This is a genomic window from Pseudomonas sp. NFACC04-2 (assembly GCF_900119265.1).
Taxonomy (GTDB): domain Bacteria; phylum Pseudomonadota; class Gammaproteobacteria; order Pseudomonadales; family Pseudomonadaceae; genus Aquipseudomonas; species Aquipseudomonas fluorescens_AA.
In genome coordinates this window covers 451,314-469,908 of the sequence record NZ_FPJC01000001.1, presented here as the reverse complement: position 1 = coordinate 469,908, position 18,595 = coordinate 451,314, and the positions used below count along the sequence as shown (strand labels likewise).

14 protein-coding genes are annotated in these 18,595 nt (G+C 60.1%); 5 read left to right on the top strand and 9 right to left on the bottom strand.

Going from position 1 to position 18,595, the window contains the following annotated elements; genetic code table 11:
* Positions 1 to 203: 203 nt before the first annotated feature.
* The 8 genes from BT125_RS01940 to BT125_RS01905 form a co-directional block, all read right to left on the bottom strand.
* Positions 204 to 902 (bottom strand): outer membrane protein, encoded by a 699-nt coding sequence (locus tag BT125_RS01940; RefSeq protein WP_072404823.1) that lies wholly within the window; start codon positions 900 to 902, stop codon positions 204 to 206.
* A 45-nt stretch (positions 903 to 947) separates the two neighbouring features.
* On the bottom strand, positions 948 to 1,418 hold the full coding sequence (locus tag BT125_RS01935; protein WP_072404821.1) for an SRPBCC family protein: 471 nt from the start codon (positions 1,416 to 1,418) through the stop codon (positions 948 to 950).
* 57 nt (positions 1,419 to 1,475) lie between these two features.
* A complete protein-coding gene (locus BT125_RS01930; RefSeq protein WP_072404819.1) occupies positions 1,476 to 4,886 on the bottom strand; it encodes a beta-ketoacyl synthase N-terminal-like domain-containing protein in 3,411 nt (1,136 codons plus the stop codon).
* A 74-nt stretch (positions 4,887 to 4,960) separates the two neighbouring features.
* A complete protein-coding gene (locus tag BT125_RS01925; RefSeq protein ID WP_072404817.1) occupies positions 4,961 to 6,040 on the bottom strand; it encodes a phosphopantetheine-binding protein in 1,080 nt (359 codons plus the stop codon).
* A 119-nt stretch (positions 6,041 to 6,159) separates the two neighbouring features.
* Positions 6,160 to 7,923 carry an FAD-dependent monooxygenase gene (locus tag BT125_RS01920; RefSeq protein WP_072404815.1) on the bottom strand — a complete coding sequence of 588 codons (1,764 nt, stop codon included), beginning with the start codon at positions 7,921 to 7,923 and terminating at the stop codon, positions 6,160 to 6,162.
* Positions 7,924 to 7,926: 3 nt separating this feature from the next.
* On the bottom strand, positions 7,927 to 8,538 hold the full coding sequence (locus tag BT125_RS01915) for an HAD-IB family hydrolase (RefSeq protein ID WP_072404813.1): 612 nt from the start codon (positions 8,536 to 8,538) through the stop codon (positions 7,927 to 7,929).
* Complete coding sequence (locus BT125_RS01910; RefSeq protein ID WP_072404811.1) at positions 8,528 to 10,048, bottom strand: class I adenylate-forming enzyme family protein; 1,521 nt, start codon at positions 10,046 to 10,048, stop codon at positions 8,528 to 8,530. The genes BT125_RS01915 and BT125_RS01910 overlap by 11 nt, the downstream gene beginning before the upstream one ends.
* An 80-nt stretch (positions 10,049 to 10,128) precedes the next feature.
* Positions 10,129 to 11,142, bottom strand: a complete 1,014-nt coding sequence (locus BT125_RS01905; RefSeq protein ID WP_072404809.1) for an SDR family oxidoreductase — start codon at positions 11,140 to 11,142, stop codon at positions 10,129 to 10,131.
* A gap of 510 nt (positions 11,143 to 11,652) precedes the next feature.
* On the opposite strand from BT125_RS01905, the gene BT125_RS01900 reads away from it, so the two are divergent.
* Entirely contained in the window at positions 11,653 to 12,249 is a 597-nt protein-coding gene (locus BT125_RS01900; RefSeq protein ID WP_072404807.1) for a TetR/AcrR family transcriptional regulator, read from the top strand.
* Between the two features lie 385 nt (positions 12,250 to 12,634).
* Here BT125_RS01900 and BT125_RS01895 read toward each other — a convergent pair whose 3' ends face one another.
* Positions 12,635 to 13,378 carry a GntR family transcriptional regulator gene (locus BT125_RS01895; protein ID WP_072404805.1) on the bottom strand — a complete coding sequence of 248 codons (744 nt, stop codon included), beginning with the start codon at positions 13,376 to 13,378 and terminating at the stop codon, positions 12,635 to 12,637.
* 134 nt (positions 13,379 to 13,512) lie between these two features.
* Between BT125_RS01895 and BT125_RS01890 the strand changes: the two genes are divergently transcribed.
* Genes BT125_RS01890 through BT125_RS01875 form a run of 4 tightly spaced genes read left to right on the top strand, consistent with a single transcriptional unit; the run spans position 13,513 to position 18,529 of the window.
* On the top strand, positions 13,513 to 14,352 hold the full coding sequence (locus tag BT125_RS01890; protein WP_072404803.1) for an ABC transporter ATP-binding protein: 840 nt from the start codon (positions 13,513 to 13,515) through the stop codon (positions 14,350 to 14,352).
* A complete protein-coding gene (locus tag BT125_RS01885) occupies positions 14,349 to 15,350 on the top strand; it encodes an ABC transporter substrate-binding protein (RefSeq protein WP_072404801.1) in 1,002 nt (333 codons plus the stop codon). The genes BT125_RS01890 and BT125_RS01885 overlap by 4 nt, the downstream gene beginning before the upstream one ends.
* Positions 15,351 to 15,357: 7 nt before the next feature.
* Positions 15,358 to 16,107, top strand: a complete 750-nt coding sequence (locus tag BT125_RS01880) for an ABC transporter permease (RefSeq protein ID WP_060741800.1) — start codon at positions 15,358 to 15,360, stop codon at positions 16,105 to 16,107.
* A 52-nt stretch (positions 16,108 to 16,159) separates the two neighbouring features.
* Positions 16,160 to 18,529, top strand: a complete 2,370-nt coding sequence (locus BT125_RS01875) for a CehA/McbA family metallohydrolase domain-containing protein (protein WP_072404799.1) — start codon at positions 16,160 to 16,162, stop codon at positions 18,527 to 18,529.
* Positions 18,530 to 18,595 lie beyond the last annotated feature (66 nt).

Here is an 18,595-nt window from a genome sequence, read left to right as displayed (position 1 = left end):
GGTACTGGTCCGGTAATCGCTGAGCGCGATGGCAGGAGCAAGGTCACTATCCGCCTTTCGCACGGCTCATGTCAGGCAGTGGCTGAGCGATGCCCTTGAGGCTGTCCATGGATACGGATCACGGCGCTTGAAAGGTCTCTACGGTCGAAGACCCCACGACCGGGCGCCTTGCAAATAAGGCAAGGCGCCGCTCCATCTACCGCTTACAACCAGTACCGCAAACCAAGCATCAGGGACTGGGCGTTGTACTCCGTTTGCACATCGCCCTGGGGCAAGCCCTGGATGTTGCCGAAGTGCGCTTCGCCGGTCTTGAAGTAGCGATAATCCAGGGACATGGACCAATGTTCGCTGAGCTCGTAAGCGACCCCGGCGCCGAGTTGCCAGGCCGAGACGGTGTCGCGATGGGTGTCGCCGAACTCGACGCCGCCGGCTTCCAGGCCGGTGATGGTCAGCACGGCGTAGCCCAGGCCACCGCCCACATACGGGGTGAACCGGCTCAAAGGGGCAGGCAGATTCGTGACGTCATACCAGAGGTTGGCCATGAGGCTGGTGGCTTCCTCTTCGCCTTTGCCGTCGATGCTGCCGCCACCTTCGTAGACCCGGTGATTGAACTGGGTCAGGGTGTTGCGGCGGTAGCTCAGTTCCACTTCAGGCCTTAGCCCGACCGGGAATCGCCAGCCCAGTGCCAGGCCGGTGGCGAAGCCGGAATGCACCGGTTGGTTGAATTCCATTTCGACGAAGTCAAGGTCGTTCTGGTTAAGGTCCTGCTCAGCGACCCAGTTCACGCCGCCCATGCCACTGACATAGGGGCCGAGCGTGTCGGCGAAACTCGACGCTGGGGCGGTAACATCCAGGCCAATGATGCCCATGACGAGATATCGGGTGTTGTTCTGTAGGTTCATGCTAGATCCGAAATGTTGCTGTTATCGATAAGTAGGCGAAGACGTTCATACGAGGTGCAAGGGTGTCGCGGTTTTCCCGCGCGCCGATGCGCCAATGGCCCGTTGTTCAGCCAGCCTGCACAGGTTGTCCAGTGCGATGGTCATCGCCTTGGTCAGCGCTTTGCGCAGAAGCCCGCGATACAGGAAACTCAAAGGCCCCGAGATCTTCGCGCTATGGATGACATGGGTTTCATCGGCAGAGAGCCTGCGCATCCGATGATCGAATTCGAGGTCGATCCAGAGCAGCCGGGCGCTGTTGCGATAACTTTCATGCGGACTCACAGCTTCCAGTTTCAGAGGCATCTTCAAGCCATTCTTGAGGACACATTGGCCGCGGGTTCCCGCCTGGAACGGACCGTCGAGTTGACACTGGCGAACGTCGGTATCCCAGAGCGGCGCTTCGGGAAAATCGCTCCAGAGCTTCCAGATTTCAGAAGGGGGCGATTTGACTATGACTTGCACGTTGACATCGTTCATTGCGACACCTTGGTTGTGGGGGACACGGTCATGCTGGGTGGGCAGTTCCATCAATGCTTAGGCCGCCGGTGCCGATTGACTCAGCACCTGGGCGGTAATGCTGGCTTGACCGATTTTTTCGCCCCGGTTGAACAGATCGATGTAGATGCGGTTGGTCTTGAAGGCCTGGAGCGACGCATCGAAACCGGCTTGCGGCGCCAATGACAGCGGGCTGTTCCTGGGGATGGGCCGATCCAGGGTGAAGCTCAAGGCCAACAGGTTCATCGGGGTATTGAGTGGGATCCGCAGGTGGCTGTGGGCGATCTGCATGTAGCACTGGCGAGCCACTTCGAGGAAATACACCATCGAGTAGTACTGGGGATCGCCTGCCTGGAAGAAGTGTTCTGGCGGTAGTTTCACGGTGTCCACGCTCAGGCCCTGGGCGACGCCGCTCATGTCACTGACGATGACGTTTTCCGCCCGGGCCTTGTGCAACAGGGCCTTGTCGCGGCAGGGCGCGGCGCTGAATTCGCCGGCCGGCGAGGTCTCGAATGCCGAGCTGTAGGCCATTGCGAGGACGCAGGTGCACATCACTTTTCCGGCTTGCATGACCTTCGCATTGAACACCTGGGGGGCTTCGCCTTGTTCGACGTGCAGATCGACCATGCCCTGCTTCTGGACGTAGTGCTGGAACTTGATCGTCAGGGTATTGATGTAGGCGACCCGCCCGCTCAGAGGCGGCATGGCCAGTTCGAGCAGTTGCAGCACGCCCTCCAGCAGCAAGATGCCCGGGATGTGATCCAGGGGATGATCGAAGAAGTACGGGTGCGCTTCATTCACCACGAGTTGGGCGTGCAGCGACTGAGGGGTGCGCTGGGCGTTGGTGATCACGCTGTGTTCGGCGCTGCGCTGCCAGTGCGCCGGGCGCTGGGCGGTATCGCCACGGTGCAGGGCGAACAGGCTTTCCATGGCACGCACCCGTACCCGCAGCCCGGAGAGCAGGGTGCTGGTGAGCATGTCGCTGAGCTGCTGCACGTCGACGCCATCGTTCTGCGGCTCGCGGACCAGGCTGACAGGCGTGATGACCTGCCGCAGTTCGTGGGATGACGAATGGGCAAAGCGCAACATGAACGGATGCTTGATGGGCGAGCCGACCTCGACGGTGGCCGGGCTCCACTGGCGAAGCTGCTCGGTAAACAGCCACATCACCACCTTGCCGGCCTCGCGCACTTCAATCACGGTATGGGTCGCGCCCCGCAACATCACCGCCAGCAGGGTTTCGATGCCACTGGCTTCAGCGAGGAAACCGGTGATTTCCTGCAGCGATCCGCTGGCAGGCGTCGCAACGGGCTGCAACTCGCAGACTTCAACGTTCGGACAGTGGCCGGGCGCTTTGCCCAACAACCGGCAAGCCTCTTCCAGCGAGCCCGCCGCATGGGCGAGGACCGCGGCGCGGATCACCAGCAAGGGTTTGTCGGTAGCCTGGGGTTGATAGCGACGCAGCGCGATCAACCCCAGGCCTTCACCTTGCTGGGTCGCGCTGCACCGAGCGCGCTCGACCTCGATTTCACCACTGACAAAACGCCCGGCGCCGAGCAGGAGCGTGGTGATGCCGTTGTCGAGCCATTGCGGCGAGGCCAGTAAGGTTTGCCAGAACAGGCCCGCCGTGCCGACCAGGGTTTGATGGAAACCCTTGAAGTCAAAAATCTGCGCCGGGTAGCCGGACAGCATGTTTGGCAACATGGTTGCCACGTCGGTCACCTCGACGCCCGGCGCCGCACCTTGCGCTCGGGAATAGAAGTTGTGGGCGCTGCTATAGGCGTTGCTGAAGCGTTCGCCGCCCATGTTGCAGCACATGACCATCGCGGTGCCGGGCGAACCCGCCACGCCCGGCAAGCGCCGCAGCAAGTGATTGACGCGATCGGTGATCAACAGTTTGAACGGATCGACATGGGCCAGCGGCTTGGGCCCCATGCCGAAGCCGTCGATATCGATGACGTGGTCCTGGGCGAGGAATTTGCCCACCAAAGGCTGACCGGGAGCCGGGGTGTAATCAACGAAGCGCCCATAAGGAAACACGACCGAGGGTGCGGCGGGTTGGTCGAGCTGCTGCTGGAATGCTTGCAACGAGCGGTGATTGCCCAGCGCTGCTTCAGCCTCGACAATGGCAAGGTCCAGCATCAGCACGCCGGAGGTGGTTGCGGGGGCTGCGCCAGGGTGGTCTTCGGGCAGGTACTCGTCCACCACCAGGTGCGCGTTGGCACCGCCAAAACCAAAGCTGGAGATGCCAATCCGGATCGCCGACGGACGCGCTTCCAAAGGCTGTACCTGCTGGGTGGCGAGTCGCAGGCAGGTGTCGTCGACCTTGGTGCTGGGGCGGTAGCCGGGCTGCGGTGGAATGCCTTTGTGGCGCAGTATCATCAAGGCCTTGGCGAGCGACGCACCGCCAGCGGCGGCCAGGGGATGGCCGATGACCGACTTGATCGAACCGATGGTGATTTTCCGGTCGTCTGGGCGATGGGGGGCGAAGAAGCTGTTCAACGAGGCCAACTCCGTCGCATCCCCCAGCGGTGTACCGGTGCCGTGAGTCTCGATGTAGTCCACGTCTCTTGGATCGAGGCCGCGATAGGCACGTTGGTAAGCCGAGTACTGGGCCTGTTTGCCGGGGGCGAACACCGAGCCCTCGGCGCCGTCGGCGGACATGCCCAAGGCGCGCAAGACACCCAGGGGCCGGCGCTGCGCCGTCAGGGCCTGGGCGACGGGTTCGACCAGAAACGCGACCGCACATTCGCCCGGCACAATGCCGTCGGCGTCCTGGCCGAAGGCTTCCATCCGCGCTCGCGCGGAAAACGCCGTCAACTGCGAGAACCCCAGGAACAGCGCCGGAGGCAGCACGGTGTTGAGGGCCATGACAATCGCGTTGTCCGCCTGTCCACTGTTGACCAGCGCCTGGGCCATATCCAGGGCATAGGGGAACGAACTGCAGGCCGTGTCCACCGATAACGCCGGGCCACCCAAGGCAAAGGCTGCGGCCAGTGCCGCCACTTGTTCACCCGGTGTAAAACCCGGCGGCGCAGCGGTTTTTCCGGACATGCCGGTGACGAAATAGCTTTCGTCGCTCCAAGACGTCGCGACTACCAGCGCCGTGCGTTTGCCGCCCAGTGGCGAGCCTTGTGCGGCGAGTTGGGTCAACAGCGTCTGAAGCACTTTCTTGCCGATGGCGACCTGCCGTCCTTCGTGCCGTGACGGGATCGAGGCGTCGTCGGTCAGGCAAAAAGCGCTGTCCAGGTACGTGCGATCCTTCTCGCCGGCCTTGGTTGAATAGATCGACGCCTTGTCCACTTCCCAGCGTGTCGACATCGATTCCATCGGTGCGACCTGCCCTTGGGCGAGCACCTGCCAGAGCGCCTCCGTTGACGGTGCCCCCGGAAACTCGCCCGCCATCGCGCTGAAGCAAAAATCGTCCGCTGTCGTTACTGCGCCACTCATACCCTGTCTCCTGATCACCAAAATGCTGGGTGACCTGTTCGGTCACCCGGATTCCATTCCTGTTGCTGCTGGGCTCAGCTCAGCCTGGCCAGCAGCGACAAGGCATCCTGGGGCGTGCGACGGGACATCAGCGCTTCACCGGCAAATTCGCTGACCGAGCACTGCTGCGCCATGGATTGGCAGAGTGCCTCCCGGGCAAAGCCGTTGAGACCCAACTGGGCGAAAGGTGTCTGGATATCGATCGCCTGTGCTGCGTCCGGGATCAGTGGCGACAGGGCGCTGAGCAACAGGTTTTCTTCTTGCCCTTGAGTGTTTGTCGCGGCTGGGGAAGGCGCCGCCTGTGGCTGGGGATCGGCGAGGGCCGCTTGAATCAGGGCGATGGTTGCCTGCGGGAACTTGGCATTGGCCAGCTCGGAACTGTGAGCCTTGAGCTGTGGCCACAAGGCGACTACCGACTCGAGGAAATCCAGCTGCACCAGCGAATCCAGGCCCAGGCTTTCATAGCTTTGTGTCGGGTCGATCTGCTCGACCGTAAAGCCGGTGATCGCCGCCAATTGGTCGAGTACCCAGCCCTGGACATCTAACGCCGGTACCTGCGGGTCGGCTTCGAGCCGTGCCAGCAAGGCGGTCGGGGTCGGGGCATCGAAGAGCTGCGAGGTGAGTGCTTTCTTGTCCGGGAAATGCTGGCCCAGGGATTCGAAAATATCCACCAGCCCCAGCGAATCGATCCCCAGGCTTTCGAAACTTTGATCGAAGTCGATCTGTTGCGCCTGGAACCCGGTGACCGTGCTGATTTCGCTGCGCAACCATTGCCCGTAGCTGAGTGCGGTGAGTTGTTCGACGGTTTCGGCGGCGGGCACCGGGGCCAGTATTGTCGGGCTCGAGTGAACAGGCTCCAGCACCGCAACATTGTGGCCGACGGAAGTTTCGATCCCATGGGCATAGACGCCCTCGAGAACTTGTTGATGAGCATTGAAATAGTGGGCAGTAACGGATTCGGCCTGTTCCAACACCCGCAGCAATATCGCTTCTTTGGCGATATTGGATTCGCACAATGATTCAATGATCTTTTCGGACAGAGAGAAATAGCTGTGGGCTATTCTTCCGTTGGACACGATGAATTCCTGCACCACATCGTTAAGTTGCATGCGCATAAGGTTCTCCTAACCAAAGTCGGTGGATATTTCTATACAGAAGAAAGATCAGAAATCGCGGCCCAGGACTGGGCCGTGTTTATATCAATGCAGCAAACTGGCAGTAGCCATGGAGCGACTTAAAGTTGGAGTTCCATTGCGCCGATCTCGCAAGTCAGTGTTTTTCTGGCGCCCTTGAGCAACCCGGACCTTACGCTCAGATACGTCACCAGGGTCATGGCATCCGCGCCCTGGAAAGCGATGTAGCCGTCAGGACGAATCAGCATCAACGTGCCTTCCTTGGCGTGGTAGCGCTTGTGCAGCCGCCAATCGGGGTCCAACAGTGTCGAGTGCCAGGCCGGTAGCCCGGCGCTGCTCAGGGCGTCGATCACGCAATAGGCCTTGATGCCTGGGTAGTCTTTTTCCACCGACTCGGCCAGCGCGTAATAGCCCGGCAATAACGGCGAAAACTGATCGGTCGCGCTGAAGATCAACAGCGTGAACGTTCCATGAAACAGGTCGATCAAGCGCTTCGTGGGCATCCCTTGCAGTTGCCATAACTCGACATCCGGCGCCAGTTGCCCGGCGCGGGGCGCGGCGGTCTGGAACTCGGGTTTTTTCCCTTTTTTGTTCCAGTTTTTGCGCTGCTTCTTCGTCAGCGATTCTTGGATGTAGTCACTCTTGTCATAGTGATACTGATGACCGGAAATCATCGACGGCAACCTGCGCTGGACCTTTTTCCGGTTGCTCAACAGCGGCAGGACATGGTCGCGCAGCCAGACCAGGGCGCGCCGCCGGACGGTAATCAGCCGTGTCAGGCGGTGTGCGGTGTTCTCGACTTCCAAGGCAACCGGATAACGCTCTTCGTTGTAGCTGTCGAGCAAGGACGGATCCGCCAGGCCTTGATCGACATAAGCGATTTTCCAGGCCAGGTTATAGGCCTCGGAAACCCCCAGGTTCATCCATTGGCCACCGATGGGGCTGCCGATGTGCGCCGAGTCACCCAGCAGGAACACCGAGCCTTGTTGCATCGTTTGCACGCGGCGATGCTGGAACGAGGCGATGGTGGTCGATGAGATGTTGGACAGCGTCATCTTTTGCCCGCGTCCTTCGCACAGGCGCTGGAAGTTCTCCAGGCTCAGGGACGGGCGTTCGCCTTCGGGTGGCAGGTTGTAGGGCATTTCGATGAACAGTCGATAACGGGACTGGGCGCTGATCGGTGCGACGGCCACATAACCGTCCTGCGCACCCAGGAAGAACGCGCCCTCATCCTGGCTGCCGGACCATTGGATATCGGCATCGGCCAGCATGAAGAAGCGGTCGTAGGACGAACCTTCGAAGGTCATGTCCAGGCGTTTTCTGATGTTGCTGCGAGCCCCGTCACAGGCGGCCACCCAGCGACTGGTGAAGGTTTCGTCGGTGCCGTCGGCATGCTTGAGCGTCATGCGCACCGAACCTGGCAGGTTTTCGATTTCCACCAGTTCGGTGTTCCACTCCACCTCGGCGCCCAGTTCCTTGAGCCGCTCCAGGAGAATCTTCTCGGTTTGCGGCTGTGGCAGGCTCAAGAGCAGGGGATAGCTCGCGTCCAGGTTGGAAAAGTTGTAGTTCAGGACCCGCTTGGCATTCGACTGCACGGAGAATTGCTTGATCGTGAAGCCGTCGTTGATGGCTTGCTCGGCAACGCCCAGGTCTCTGAAGATTTCCAGGGTCCGGGAGTGGATCGCCATCGCCTTGGTCGCCGTCGAGGGGCCGGCGTTCTTTTCAATGATGCGAAACGCCACGCCCCACTTTTTCAGCATGATTGCCAGGGACAGGCCAATGGGGCCGGCGCCGACGATCATGACAACCGAGGCGCTGCCAGGGCGCTTGAAATGCGGGGGGGCCAACGTGCTCAGAGTGTTCATCGATCAGTACCAGTTTCTGTAGAAGGGAGAGTTGGCGATGCCGAGCAGGGCATCGTCGCCTGATGAGTCGCCGTAGGCATAAATGTAAAAATCATCAAGGTTGCTCAGGCAGCCTTTGAGCCGCGTGACTTTCTCTCGCTCTACACAGTTGGTACCGGCTATCCCGCCAGTCAGTTTGTTTTTTGCTGTGGCCAGGCGGGTGCCGCACACATAGTCGAACCCCGCGACCCGGCCCCAGGGAAGCAGGTAGTTTTCCGGCGAGTTGCTGACCAGGGCGGTGACGTGCCCCATGGATTGATGCCATTGCAGCCGCCGCAACGCCTCGGGCCTGAGCCAGCGCGGGAGCTGTTCGCTGATGAAGTATTTGGCGTGCTCGCGTTCTTGTTCCAACGACAGCCCGCCCAGGTAACAGGCGATGAAGGCCAGGCGCGCTTGCATCAGCGGCGTGATGCCCAGGATCACGCTGAGCATCTTGGGCAGCAGGGGAATGATCCTGAGCCAGAACGAACGGGTGCCCACGATAAAGCGCATGTAGCGCCAGAACGTGTGGCGGTCGGTCAATGTGCCGTCGAAGTCGAAAACGGCCAAGACCGGTTGGGTGCTGTTAGCGTGCATGTGCCTCTTCCTTGAGCGAGATGATCTCGATGGTCTTGGGCAGCTTGAAGCCCGACAGGTAGCGTGAGAGCAGGGTGGAAAGCGCGTTCTGGTTCAGCTCGCCGGTCCCTTCTACGCACAGGTGCAGCACGTTGACTTCCTTGTGGTCCGGGACGATATAGGCCCTGGCCCGCATCACGTCGGGGTGCTTGAGGGCGATGGATTCGATTTCCACCAGGTCGACCATCTGCGCCTTGATCTTCGAGATTCGCAGGCGTTGGCAAAAGAAAAACACATGCCCGTCGTCGTCCCGCCAGACCAGGTCACCGCTATGGAACCAGCCATCGCGGAAGAACCGGGTATTGCTGTCCTCGGCGTCGTTGTAGCCGTCGATCACCATCGCGCCACGGATCAGCAATTCGCCGATGCGCCCGGGCGCCACGTCCTGGCCCTCGGCATCGACCACGCGCAGTTCCACGCCGTCGATCGGCTGGCCCATGGCGCCGCGGTGGACCTCGCCGATCGAGCTCTGGACAATGACCGGCATGCTTTCGGTCAGGCCATAGCCTTGCAGCACGGGACTGCAACCCAGCAGCTTGCCCAGTTTTTCGGCTTCATCGGCCGGCAGGTGGCTGCCGCCGGAATAGATCATCAGTTGCGGGTGCAGCGGCAACGGCGCGCCTTTGCGTTTGGCCAGGCGCGTATTGAAGTAGCGAATGACATCGGGCACCAGGCAGGCAAAGGTGACCTGATGCTCGGACAAGACTTCGGCGAGGTCGCGATTGAGCAGGGTGTTGGTCATGAGCAGGGTGGCGCCCACGCTCAAGGGAAAGACCATCATCACCGACAGGCCGAAAATGGCATACAGCGGCAGCGTCACCAGGTGCACGGAGCCGACGCCCTGCAGGTGAAAGTGCTCGTGCAGGCCATCGCTCGATTGCGTCAGGTCGAGGTAGCGGTGAGAGACCGCCAGGGGCCTGCCGATACCACGATAGGTGAACTGCACCGAGACGATCGGATTGCCGTCGGGCAACGACAAGGGTTCGAGCTGTCGAGGAAGTTCAGAGGCGGCCGTTGCATTGGCGGGCAGGGGCGATGACGGTTCGTTCCCACCGTCCAGCACCAGGGAGTGCCGGACGCCGTTGTCCGCCTGGAATACCTCGCTGTGTTGTCCCCATATCGCTTCGGTCGTGACCACCAGCGTTGGCCTGGCGAGGCTGACGACACTGTTCATTTCGAAGGGGGTCAACTTGTAGTTGAGGATGACCGGAATGGCACCCCGCCCGATAATCGCCAGGTAGTAAGCGATGAACGCCACCCCGTTGGGCAGCACCAGCGCTACTTTATCGCCTGGCAATACACCGAGTGCCGTCAGGTTACCGTTGCAGGCTTCGGCCTTGATGCGCAGCTCGCGGTAAGTGACGGTATCTTCTTCCGTGTCCAGGTGCCGGATAGCAACTTGTTCGGGGAACGATTCCGAAAAACCGACAAAGCGATGCAGAAAACCTTCTTTATATGAAAGGCTTTTCATTTACCAACCTCTTTCAATCCTTGGATATAGGGTGCGTCAAAAAAGTACTACAGAGGCAGGCTTTATCTGAGGTGTCTCAATTAAGCGTCTGTGTAGTTGTTATTCCGATACCAGTCCAAGGTATCGGTCAGGGTTTCAGCGACAGGGCGGAACTGGCATTCCAACTCCCTTGAACTTTTGTTGTGGCTGAAATGAGTACGGCCTTGTTCTTGCGCCATGAGCTTGACCGTGGAAGTACTGATGAGTACCGGTTTCTTGGTAATCCGGTAATAACCTTCATAGATAAGCGCGATGATTCGCAGCATGAACAAGGGCACTTTTCGTTCCGGGGCTTTCACGCCACTGACGCTGGACAGCGCCTGGAAAATGCTTTTCATGTCCATGTGAGTGCCGGCGGCGAGGTAACGCTCTCCGGACCTGCCGCAGGTGATGGCCGCGATTTGATGTTCGGCCACATCCCGTGCATCGACGACGGAAAAGCTTCCGGGAAGTACGCCGGGCAATTTTTGTCCGACAAAGTCGAGCAGGAACTGGCCTGAAGAGGTCGGGCCGATATCCCCCGGGCCGAACATCCACCCTGGCAAGACCATGGCAATGAACATGTCCGGGTGCTGCGACAGGAATTGTTGGACCTTTTGTTCGGACAATATTTTGCTCAAGTAGTAATCGTCAGCCTCCTGTTCACTGCGAGACATGGTTTCATCGATCACTTGATCTTTATTGCCTTTCAACACGGCGATGGAAGAGGTGTGGACAGCACGACGGATACCGGCGGCATAAGCGGCCTGCAACAACCGCTCGGTGCCGGTTACATTCGTGTCGTAGAGTTTTTGCCAGTGTTTCCCGCCTTTGTAACTGTCGCGGAAATAGGCCGCCGTATGAAACAAGGCATCGCACCCTTGCAGGGCATGACTGAAGGCATCGACATTGAGCATGTCGCCTTCGACCCATTCCACGGGCAGGTTGGCGAACTGTTTCTTGGCTTTCTCTGCGGAACGAACCAATGCTTTTACTTTGATGTTTCGTTTTAACAGTGCGCGGACGACATTATTGCCGAGCAGGCCAGTAGCGCCTGTAACGAAGGCATATTCCATTAAAATACCGCTCCTGTGAGATGTCCTGTCATTGCATCGAGACCCGTGTCACGGACGCGATGCCTGGATCAGGCGTTGGGTTCCACCAACGGCGCAATTAAAAACCATTCGGTATCTGAGAATCAAGTGGTATTTAGTAGTAATGGCAAATCAGTAGCTCTAAACCGGGCCTTACGCGGATTTTGTTACGCTGTGGTATGCCGTGGGGCGGTGGGGAAAATGCCTCCTTGAGGGGTAGGAGGCGCTCCATCCAGCTTGCTCAGGCAAAAACCACAAAGGTTTGACTTGCCTGGAGCCAGGTAAAAAGTGACTGCTTAGTCATCTTGCCTGCGCCGCAAGATTGTCCCGGTTACATGGCACATACATGGCACGGGATGAAAGTTAAAATGTAAATGATTGAACGAGGTGCGTATAAGATATGATGGCGAAAATGGATTCCATACAGTGAGGAGCCGCTTCGTCGCATTTAGTTACAGGTGCATATTTTGACTGGCCAAAGGAGCCGAGGGCGTGATTAAAAAGAGACTAGGTCGAGAAGAGAGCCAGCAAGTAACAAGAGATAAATTATTCGACACTGCCACTGAGCTGATGATCAGCAAAGGCTTTCATGCCGCCAGCGTCAACGTTATCGCCGAGGAGGCCGGCTTTTCCAAAGGGGCCTTCTTTTCCAATTTTTCCAGTAAATCGGATTTGCTCCTGCAACTGACTCAACGCTTCAAGCGAGTTGAAATCGATCGCTTGAGCGCGACCCTGGCGTCGGGCTATTCGGCGGAGCAGTTGAGCCATGGCTTGAATGCCTATATCGACACCCTGAAGAACAACACCCGCTGTGCGATCCTCGATGCCGAGTTGCAACTGATCGCCCTGCGTGACGAAGAGTTCTCACAGCATTACTACGACTTGCATGAGGAAAACAGCGAAGCCCTGGGCAAGTTGATTACCATCATATTCAACCACGCTGGCAAGAAACCGCCGCTGGACTATGCCGCGCTTGCGAAGACCTTCACGGCCCTGGCCGAAGGCTTGATATTGCAAGGGCATAAAGATCCGGCGATTGAAATAAAGTTGGTGCTCAATTCGCTCATCCAGACCGCGGAGCCTCTCTAGCCCTCCACCATCATCGCTGACAGGCCAGCGACGGGTGTCCAGCATCCGGTTCGCTAATACCGTTGCCTGGATCGACGGTCCCATGAGCCGATATTGACCGTGCAGCCGTCATCGCCAGCAAGCTTGCTGCCACATTTTTTGGAGCGGCTGCAAAATTCATGTCCGCCGCAAATCCCCTTGTGGGAGCGAGCTTGCTCGCGAAAGCGGTGGGTCAGTTTGCATCAGTATTGACTGTGCCGCCGTCTTCGCGAGCAAGCTCGCTCCCGCAACGATCCAGCGCTGAATGTAATGTTCATGACACCCCAGATCCTGTGGGAGCGCGCTTGCTCGCGATTGCGGTGGTCCAGTTGGCAGTGCTGCTGGGGTTAGGGCCAAGCCCGATTTTTTAACTGCTTGGATTCGATTTGAAAACTCCACTGAGCACGAAGGCATAGCGTTCCGGGCGGATGAAAAAGGTCGTGCGGTCGCAGCAACGGCCGTCGGCGAAATAGGACGTGCGCTCCATGACCAGCAGCGCGGCACCGCGTTTGACGTGCAGCGCGCTGGCCAGGCTTTTGTCGGCTTCCTGTGCACGGATGGCCAGATCGGCGCGGCTGACCGCCAGGCCGGTGATCGATTCGAGAATGGAATAGATCGGCTGATGTTCGACCTCAGCCCAGGCCACGCTGGCCAACTCCGCCGGCAAGTGGCTGCGTCCCAATGCGATGGGTTCGTCATCGACGAAGTGCAGCCGCTCCAGAAGCAGGCAGTCGTGCGCTTGCTCAAACAGATCCCGCAGGGGTTCCGGAACAGGCTGCAGGGTATGGCTGAGCACCTGCATGCTCGGTTTCAGCCCTTGTAGCAACAACGCCTCATGAAAGCTGCGCAGTGCATCCAGGCCGTGGCGTACCTGTTTGGCCGCCACGAAGGTGCCTTTGCCTTGCTTGCGTTCCACCACGCCGTCGTCGCTGAGCTTGCCCACGGCCAGGCGAACCGTGACGCGGCTCACCCCGAACCGCTCGCCCAACTGCGCCTCGGACGGGAGCTTGCCGCTGGGTTCGTAATCGCCGCGCTGGATTTCTTCCAGCAGTTGATGGGCGATCTGCTCGTAAAGCGAGGTGGTGCTGTCGCGAAGAATGGAGGTGGACACTGTCAGCTTCCATGGCCTTGAGTGGGGCAGGGTGCCTTCACTTCTAAGGTTATAAAAATAGGTTATTGGGACAACTTGTATTAATACGTATTATGTCAGGTATTCCCATTGTAAACGACCTGACGACACTTGCCATGCCCGACACCTCCCCATACCCACTGCCACAAGCCGATGCCCTGGCGGTCGATGACATCAACTTCAGCTACCCCAATGGGCACCGCGTGTTTTCTTCTTTCAGCCTGAATGCCAGGCCCGGCGAGTTCGTCGCGATCCTGGGGCCCTCCGGCTGCGGGAAAACCACCTTGCTGAACCTGTTGTCGGGGTTCGTGCAACCGCAAAGTGGCCGCATCACCATCAACCAGACAGCAGTACGCCCGGAGCGTTCTGAGTTGGGGTATGTGTTCCAGGCGCCACAATTGTTTCCCTGGTTGAGCGCCTTGGAAAACGTCCGTTTCGGTCTGCGGATGAGCGCCCGCACCGACGAATCGCAGCAGCGTGCACAGGCGTTGCAGTACCTGCGTCTGGTCGGTCTGGAGAGTGCGGCGCAGCGGTTGCCGCACCAGCTTTCCGGTGGCATGCAACAGCGCGTCTCCCTGGCCCGGACCCTGGCACTGGAACCCAGCGTATTGCTAATGGATGAGCCGTTCGCCGCGCTCGATGCCATCAGTCGCAACAGCATGAACGAAGAGACGTTGCGCATCTGGGCCGAACTGGGCCAGACGGTGTTGTTCATTACCCACGACATCGACGAAGCGGTGTTCCTGGCCGATCGGGTCATCGTGCTCAACATCGCGCCGGGCGGTATTCACAGCGAGCTGGAGATCCACCTGCCGCGTCCCCGCAGTAACCTGAAAACCCGTCGCCTACCGGCGTTCCTCGATTACCGCAATGAGCTGATGACGCGCATTGCCCAGGTGATGGACGCCTGCGACGCCACGATTCACCCCACCCCTCGACTTGAGCTGACAGCATGATCAAACGTTCGCTGCTTGCCCTCACATTGTCTGCCGCCACGTTGGCAGGTAGCGCATTCGCCGTGGCGGGCGAGGCGAAACCCTTGCGCGTGGGTTATGTCTTCGCCATGGCCAACGCTCCGGCGCTGATCGCCGACAAACAAGGTTACTACCGCGAAGAAGGCTTGAACGTCGACCTCAAGGCCTTGGGCGATGGCCCTGTGATCCAGCAGGCACTGGCCGCCGGTGAACTGGACGTGGCCTATGTCGGCACCCCGCCGGTGTACCAGTGGTTTTCCCGCGGGCTGCAAAGCCGGATCCTGGCGAAGGTCAATTACGGCCAGGCCGCGGTGATTGTCGACGCCAAGAGTCCGATCACCCAGCTGGAAGCGCTCAAGGGGAAAAAACTCGCCGGGGTCAAGAAGGGCAGTGGCATGGATGTGCTGCTGCGCGGTTATGTCCTGAAGGAAAAGGCCGGGCTCGATCCCGACAAGGACCTGGACATCATCGACATGCCGCCGGGCAACATGAACGCTGCCCTTGAACGTGGCATCGTCGACGCGGCATTTTCCTGGGAGCCCTTCGTCAGCCAGTCAGTGTTGCGCGGTTCGAGCCGGATCCTGCTGGACGTCAACCAGGCGCTGCCCCAGTACCCGTGGTACGTGGTGATCGCCTTGCCGAAAACCTTGCAGGAGCGCCCGGATGACGTGGTGAAGCTGTTACGCGCCCATCGCAAGGCCATCGCCTTCCTCAACGACCATCCTGACGAATCGAACCGGCTCATCGCCGAGGCGTTCAAGCTCGAATCGGTGCAAGGCATTGACGGCAAGACCATCGCGCCGGAAACCATCGTTGCCCAGGCCCGAACACGCCTGGGCTGGTCGGCGGACTTGCAGGCGGCGGACATCCAGTTCATCCAGCGCCTGATGGATTACTCCCACGACCTGGGTTTTATCGACACCACGCTCAAGACCGAACAGATCGTGGATACCTCCTACCTGGAAAAAGCCGCGCACTGAGTCCGTCATGTCCTTGCCAAAACCGAATTGGGGATGGGCGTCGCTGCCATTCCTGTTGTTGATCTGGATTGCCCTGGCGAGCCGCTTTCCCACCTACATCCTGCCGCAGCCTTGGGACGTTGCCCGCGAGGCGCTGCGCTGGCTGGGGGACCGTTCGTTGTGGCAGCACCTGCAGGCCAGCGTGCTGGAAGAACTGGGTGGTTTTTGCGCCGCGGTGATCGTTGCGCTCCTGCTGGGCACGGCCGCTGGCCTGTCCTCGCGCTTTCGCGATTTCATCTCGCCGCTCAACAGCCTGTTCATGGCCATCCCGCCGATTGCCTGGGCGCCGCTGATCATGATCATTTTCGGCCTGGGTTATGTCTCCATCGTGCTGGTGATTTTCATTGCCGCGATGTTCCCCATGGCGGTGACCATCCAGGAGGGTGTGCAAAGCATCCGCGGCGGTGAAGTTCGCGCGGCACGGACCTTGGGTGCCAACGCCTGGCAACTGTTGGCCCACGTCTATTTGCCGGCCTCGCTGCCGTTCGTGACCGCCGCCTTGCGCATCGGCTTCAGCCAGGGCTGGCGGGCACTGGTCGCGGCGGAAATGATCGGCGCTTCCCGCGGCATCGGCTGGATGGTCGCCACGGGCGGGCAGATCGGCAACAGCAGCCAGGTGCTGCTGGGCATTGTCGTGATCGGCTTGATTGCCTGGCTCATGGAAAGCTTTGTGTTCCGACGCATCGAGCGTCACTACCAGCAATGGCGCGTGCAATAAGCATCGCCCCACGTATTCGAACCCTTCAGTGGACCACTGCACGAGGTGTCATGTGAGTAACGTTTTCGATCCCCGCGAAGCCGGGCATTACATCGCCCCACAAGGCCTGTACGAGCGCAACAAGAAACGTCCGTTCCTGGGCAGCGTCCACTGCGACCGTGACACGCTGGTCGCCGGGCAGTGGGATGAAATCACCCTGGTCTACGAGGTCGGTGGCAGCGGCCTGGCCGACGGCGCGTGGCTCAAGCTGGCCTTCAAGTTCTATTCCGACTGGGCCTTGTTCCAGACTTCGAACCCGGCCGGCCCCAACTATGTCAGCGCCGAATACCAGGCCGGGGAGTTGGTCCCCGGCCAGAGCCAGGCCACGGTGCAGCACTTGAAAGTGCGCTTCGACCAGAAGGGCCATGAACGGCCATTCCAGAAAGCGATCATCATCGACATCATCGACGGGTACCTGAACCCGGGCGATAAAGTCATCATTCGCCTGGGGGACCGACGCCAGGGCGGGGCGGGGACGCGGGTGCAGAGTTTCGTCGAGAAGGACTTCCGTTTCCGCCTGTTCATCGACCCGTTGGGCAGTTCGAAATTTGCCGAAGTGCCGGGCGATCCCTTGTTGGACATCGTGCCGGGACCGGCGCAGCGCGTGCAACTGATCGTGCCTCGACTGGTCAGCGCCGGGGAAGCCTTCGATGTCCTCTTGCGGGTGGACGATGCCTGGGGCAACACCTGTCGAAACTTGCCGCTCGAGGGTGTCCTGACCCTGGTTGATCCGGAGGGCGACGAACGTCGACAGCCGTTCACGCTGGCGTCCGAAGGTTGGGCGACGGCCCGGCTCGAGGCGCTTGACCTCGGCGCCGTGGGCGAGTGGCGTTTGTCCGCCAACGTGGTGGCGCCTTTTGTCGACGGGGCCCAGGCCTTTGTCACTGTCGACCCGGCCGGTACGGCGTTGCGCCCGCTCTACGCCGACCTGCATGTGCACTCCGATGACACGGTGGGCACCAACGACACGCTGTACAACCTCAGCTACGGTCGCGATGTCGCCGGGCTCGACGTCCTCGGCTACACCGCCAATGACTTCAATATCACCGAGCAACGCTGGGACCAGGCGGTCAAGCTGATCCACGAGCTCAATGAGCCGGGCCGATTCGTGTGTTATCCCGGAACCGAATGGTGCGGTAACTCTTGTGCGGGCGGCGATCGCAACGTCGTATTCCTGCATGACCGCAAACCCGAGTTCCCCTTCGACAATCAAGGGCGACTGGTGCGTTCCTTCGAATGGAACGAGTTCACCGCCGGCACCATCAAGCCAGGCGCCTGGCCGGTGGACGAGTTGTACGCCGCCTATGCCAAGGACCCCGAAGGCCATCTGATGATGCCCCATGTCGGCGGACGCCGTTGCAACCTCGACTGGCATCACCCGGAACTCGAGCGGCTGATCGAGGTGGGTTCGGCCTGGGGCCAGTTCCATTGGGTCTACGCCGAAGCGCTGCAGCGTGGCTATCGGGTTGGCGCCGCGGCGAACAGCGATGAGCACCAGGGCCGCTGCGGTGGCGGCGTTCCGGCCACGGCGGTGTTCGGCTCCCGTGGCGGGTTGACGGGGGTGGTCGCCGAGGCTTTCGACCGCGCCAGCGTCGGCAAGGCCCTACGCGCCCGCCGTACCTTCGCCACGACCGGGGAGCGTTCGTTCGCCAGCCTGCGCCAGGGCAAGCACTTCATGGGTGAAGTCTTCACTGCCGATTCGAATGCCTCCCTGGACTATCGACTGCTGGGAGAGGCCGGGTGGGAGCAGGTCGATCTGTTCGATGGCGACCAGTTGATCTGGTCGCGCAACCTGCACCAGGAACTGGGTTTCTGCGCGCAACGCATTCGCCTGCGCCTGGGTGGCGCGCGGATCAAGGACCGCTATCGCGGCGCGTACTGGACTGGCGAAATCCGTATCACCGGCGCGGTCATCAATGGTTTCCGTGCCTTGGGCCTCGACCATCCCGAGCAGACCGTATGGCGCAAGGACGCCACGGTCCTGGCGTTTCGCACCGACACCAATGGCGATACCGACAGCATCGAAATCGACCTGTCGCAACTGGCCGGCACCACGCTGCAGATCCACAGCCGTATCGACAATTACATCAAGGTCGGCGACCCGTCCGAACCGCAACCTTACGTGCACGCACCGACCGTGGTGATGGAGCTGTCCGGCGATGAGTTGTTGGCGCAATCGCAAGTGGTCGAAGAGTTGCCGGGCGCGGAGTTGAAGCTGTCCCTGGAACGGATGACCGCTGCACCGTTGCCCCGTGAGTTGCAGGGGCGCATCGAGCTGGCCCGCCTGGGGCTTGATCCAGGGCGTGAACACCCCTTGTTCATCTGCGCCCGCCAGCGGGATCAGTCACGGGTCTGGACCTCCGCGCTGTTCCTGACCTTGTAGGCGCTGTCGAGTGCAACGAGGCTGCGATCTTTCCCCAGACACTTGAATCTCAAGTGAAAGATCAAA

What these genes read in the sequence shown, in the direction of transcription:
- BT125_RS01935 (WP_072404821.1), bottom strand. Translation starts at nt 1,418, where the DNA reads ATGAACGATGTCAACGTGCAAGTCATAGTCAAATCGCCCCCTTCTGAA.
- BT125_RS01890 (WP_072404803.1), top strand. Translation starts at nt 13,513, where the DNA reads ATGCCCGACACCTCCCCATACCCACTGCCACAAGCCGATGCCCTGGCG.
- BT125_RS01915 (WP_072404813.1), bottom strand. Translation starts at nt 8,538, where the DNA reads ATGCACGCTAACAGCACCCAACCGGTCTTGGCCGTTTTCGACTTCGAC.
- BT125_RS01905 (WP_072404809.1), bottom strand. Translation starts at nt 11,142, where the DNA reads ATGGAATATGCCTTCGTTACAGGCGCTACTGGCCTGCTCGGCAATAAT.
- BT125_RS01885 (WP_072404801.1), top strand. Translation starts at nt 14,349, where the DNA reads ATGATCAAACGTTCGCTGCTTGCCCTCACATTGTCTGCCGCCACGTTG.
- BT125_RS01940 (WP_072404823.1), bottom strand. Translation starts at nt 902, where the DNA reads ATGAACCTACAGAACAACACCCGATATCTCGTCATGGGCATCATTGGC.
- BT125_RS01920 (WP_072404815.1), bottom strand. Translation starts at nt 7,923, where the DNA reads ATGAACACTCTGAGCACGTTGGCCCCCCCGCATTTCAAGCGCCCTGGC.
- BT125_RS01930 (WP_072404819.1), bottom strand. Translation starts at nt 4,886, where the DNA reads ATGAGTGGCGCAGTAACGACAGCGGACGATTTTTGCTTCAGCGCGATG.
- BT125_RS01925 (WP_072404817.1), bottom strand. Translation starts at nt 6,040, where the DNA reads ATGCGCATGCAACTTAACGATGTGGTGCAGGAATTCATCGTGTCCAAC.
- BT125_RS01910 (WP_072404811.1), bottom strand. Translation starts at nt 10,048, where the DNA reads ATGAAAAGCCTTTCATATAAAGAAGGTTTTCTGCATCGCTTTGTCGGT.
- BT125_RS01880 (WP_060741800.1), top strand. Translation starts at nt 15,358, where the DNA reads ATGTCCTTGCCAAAACCGAATTGGGGATGGGCGTCGCTGCCATTCCTG.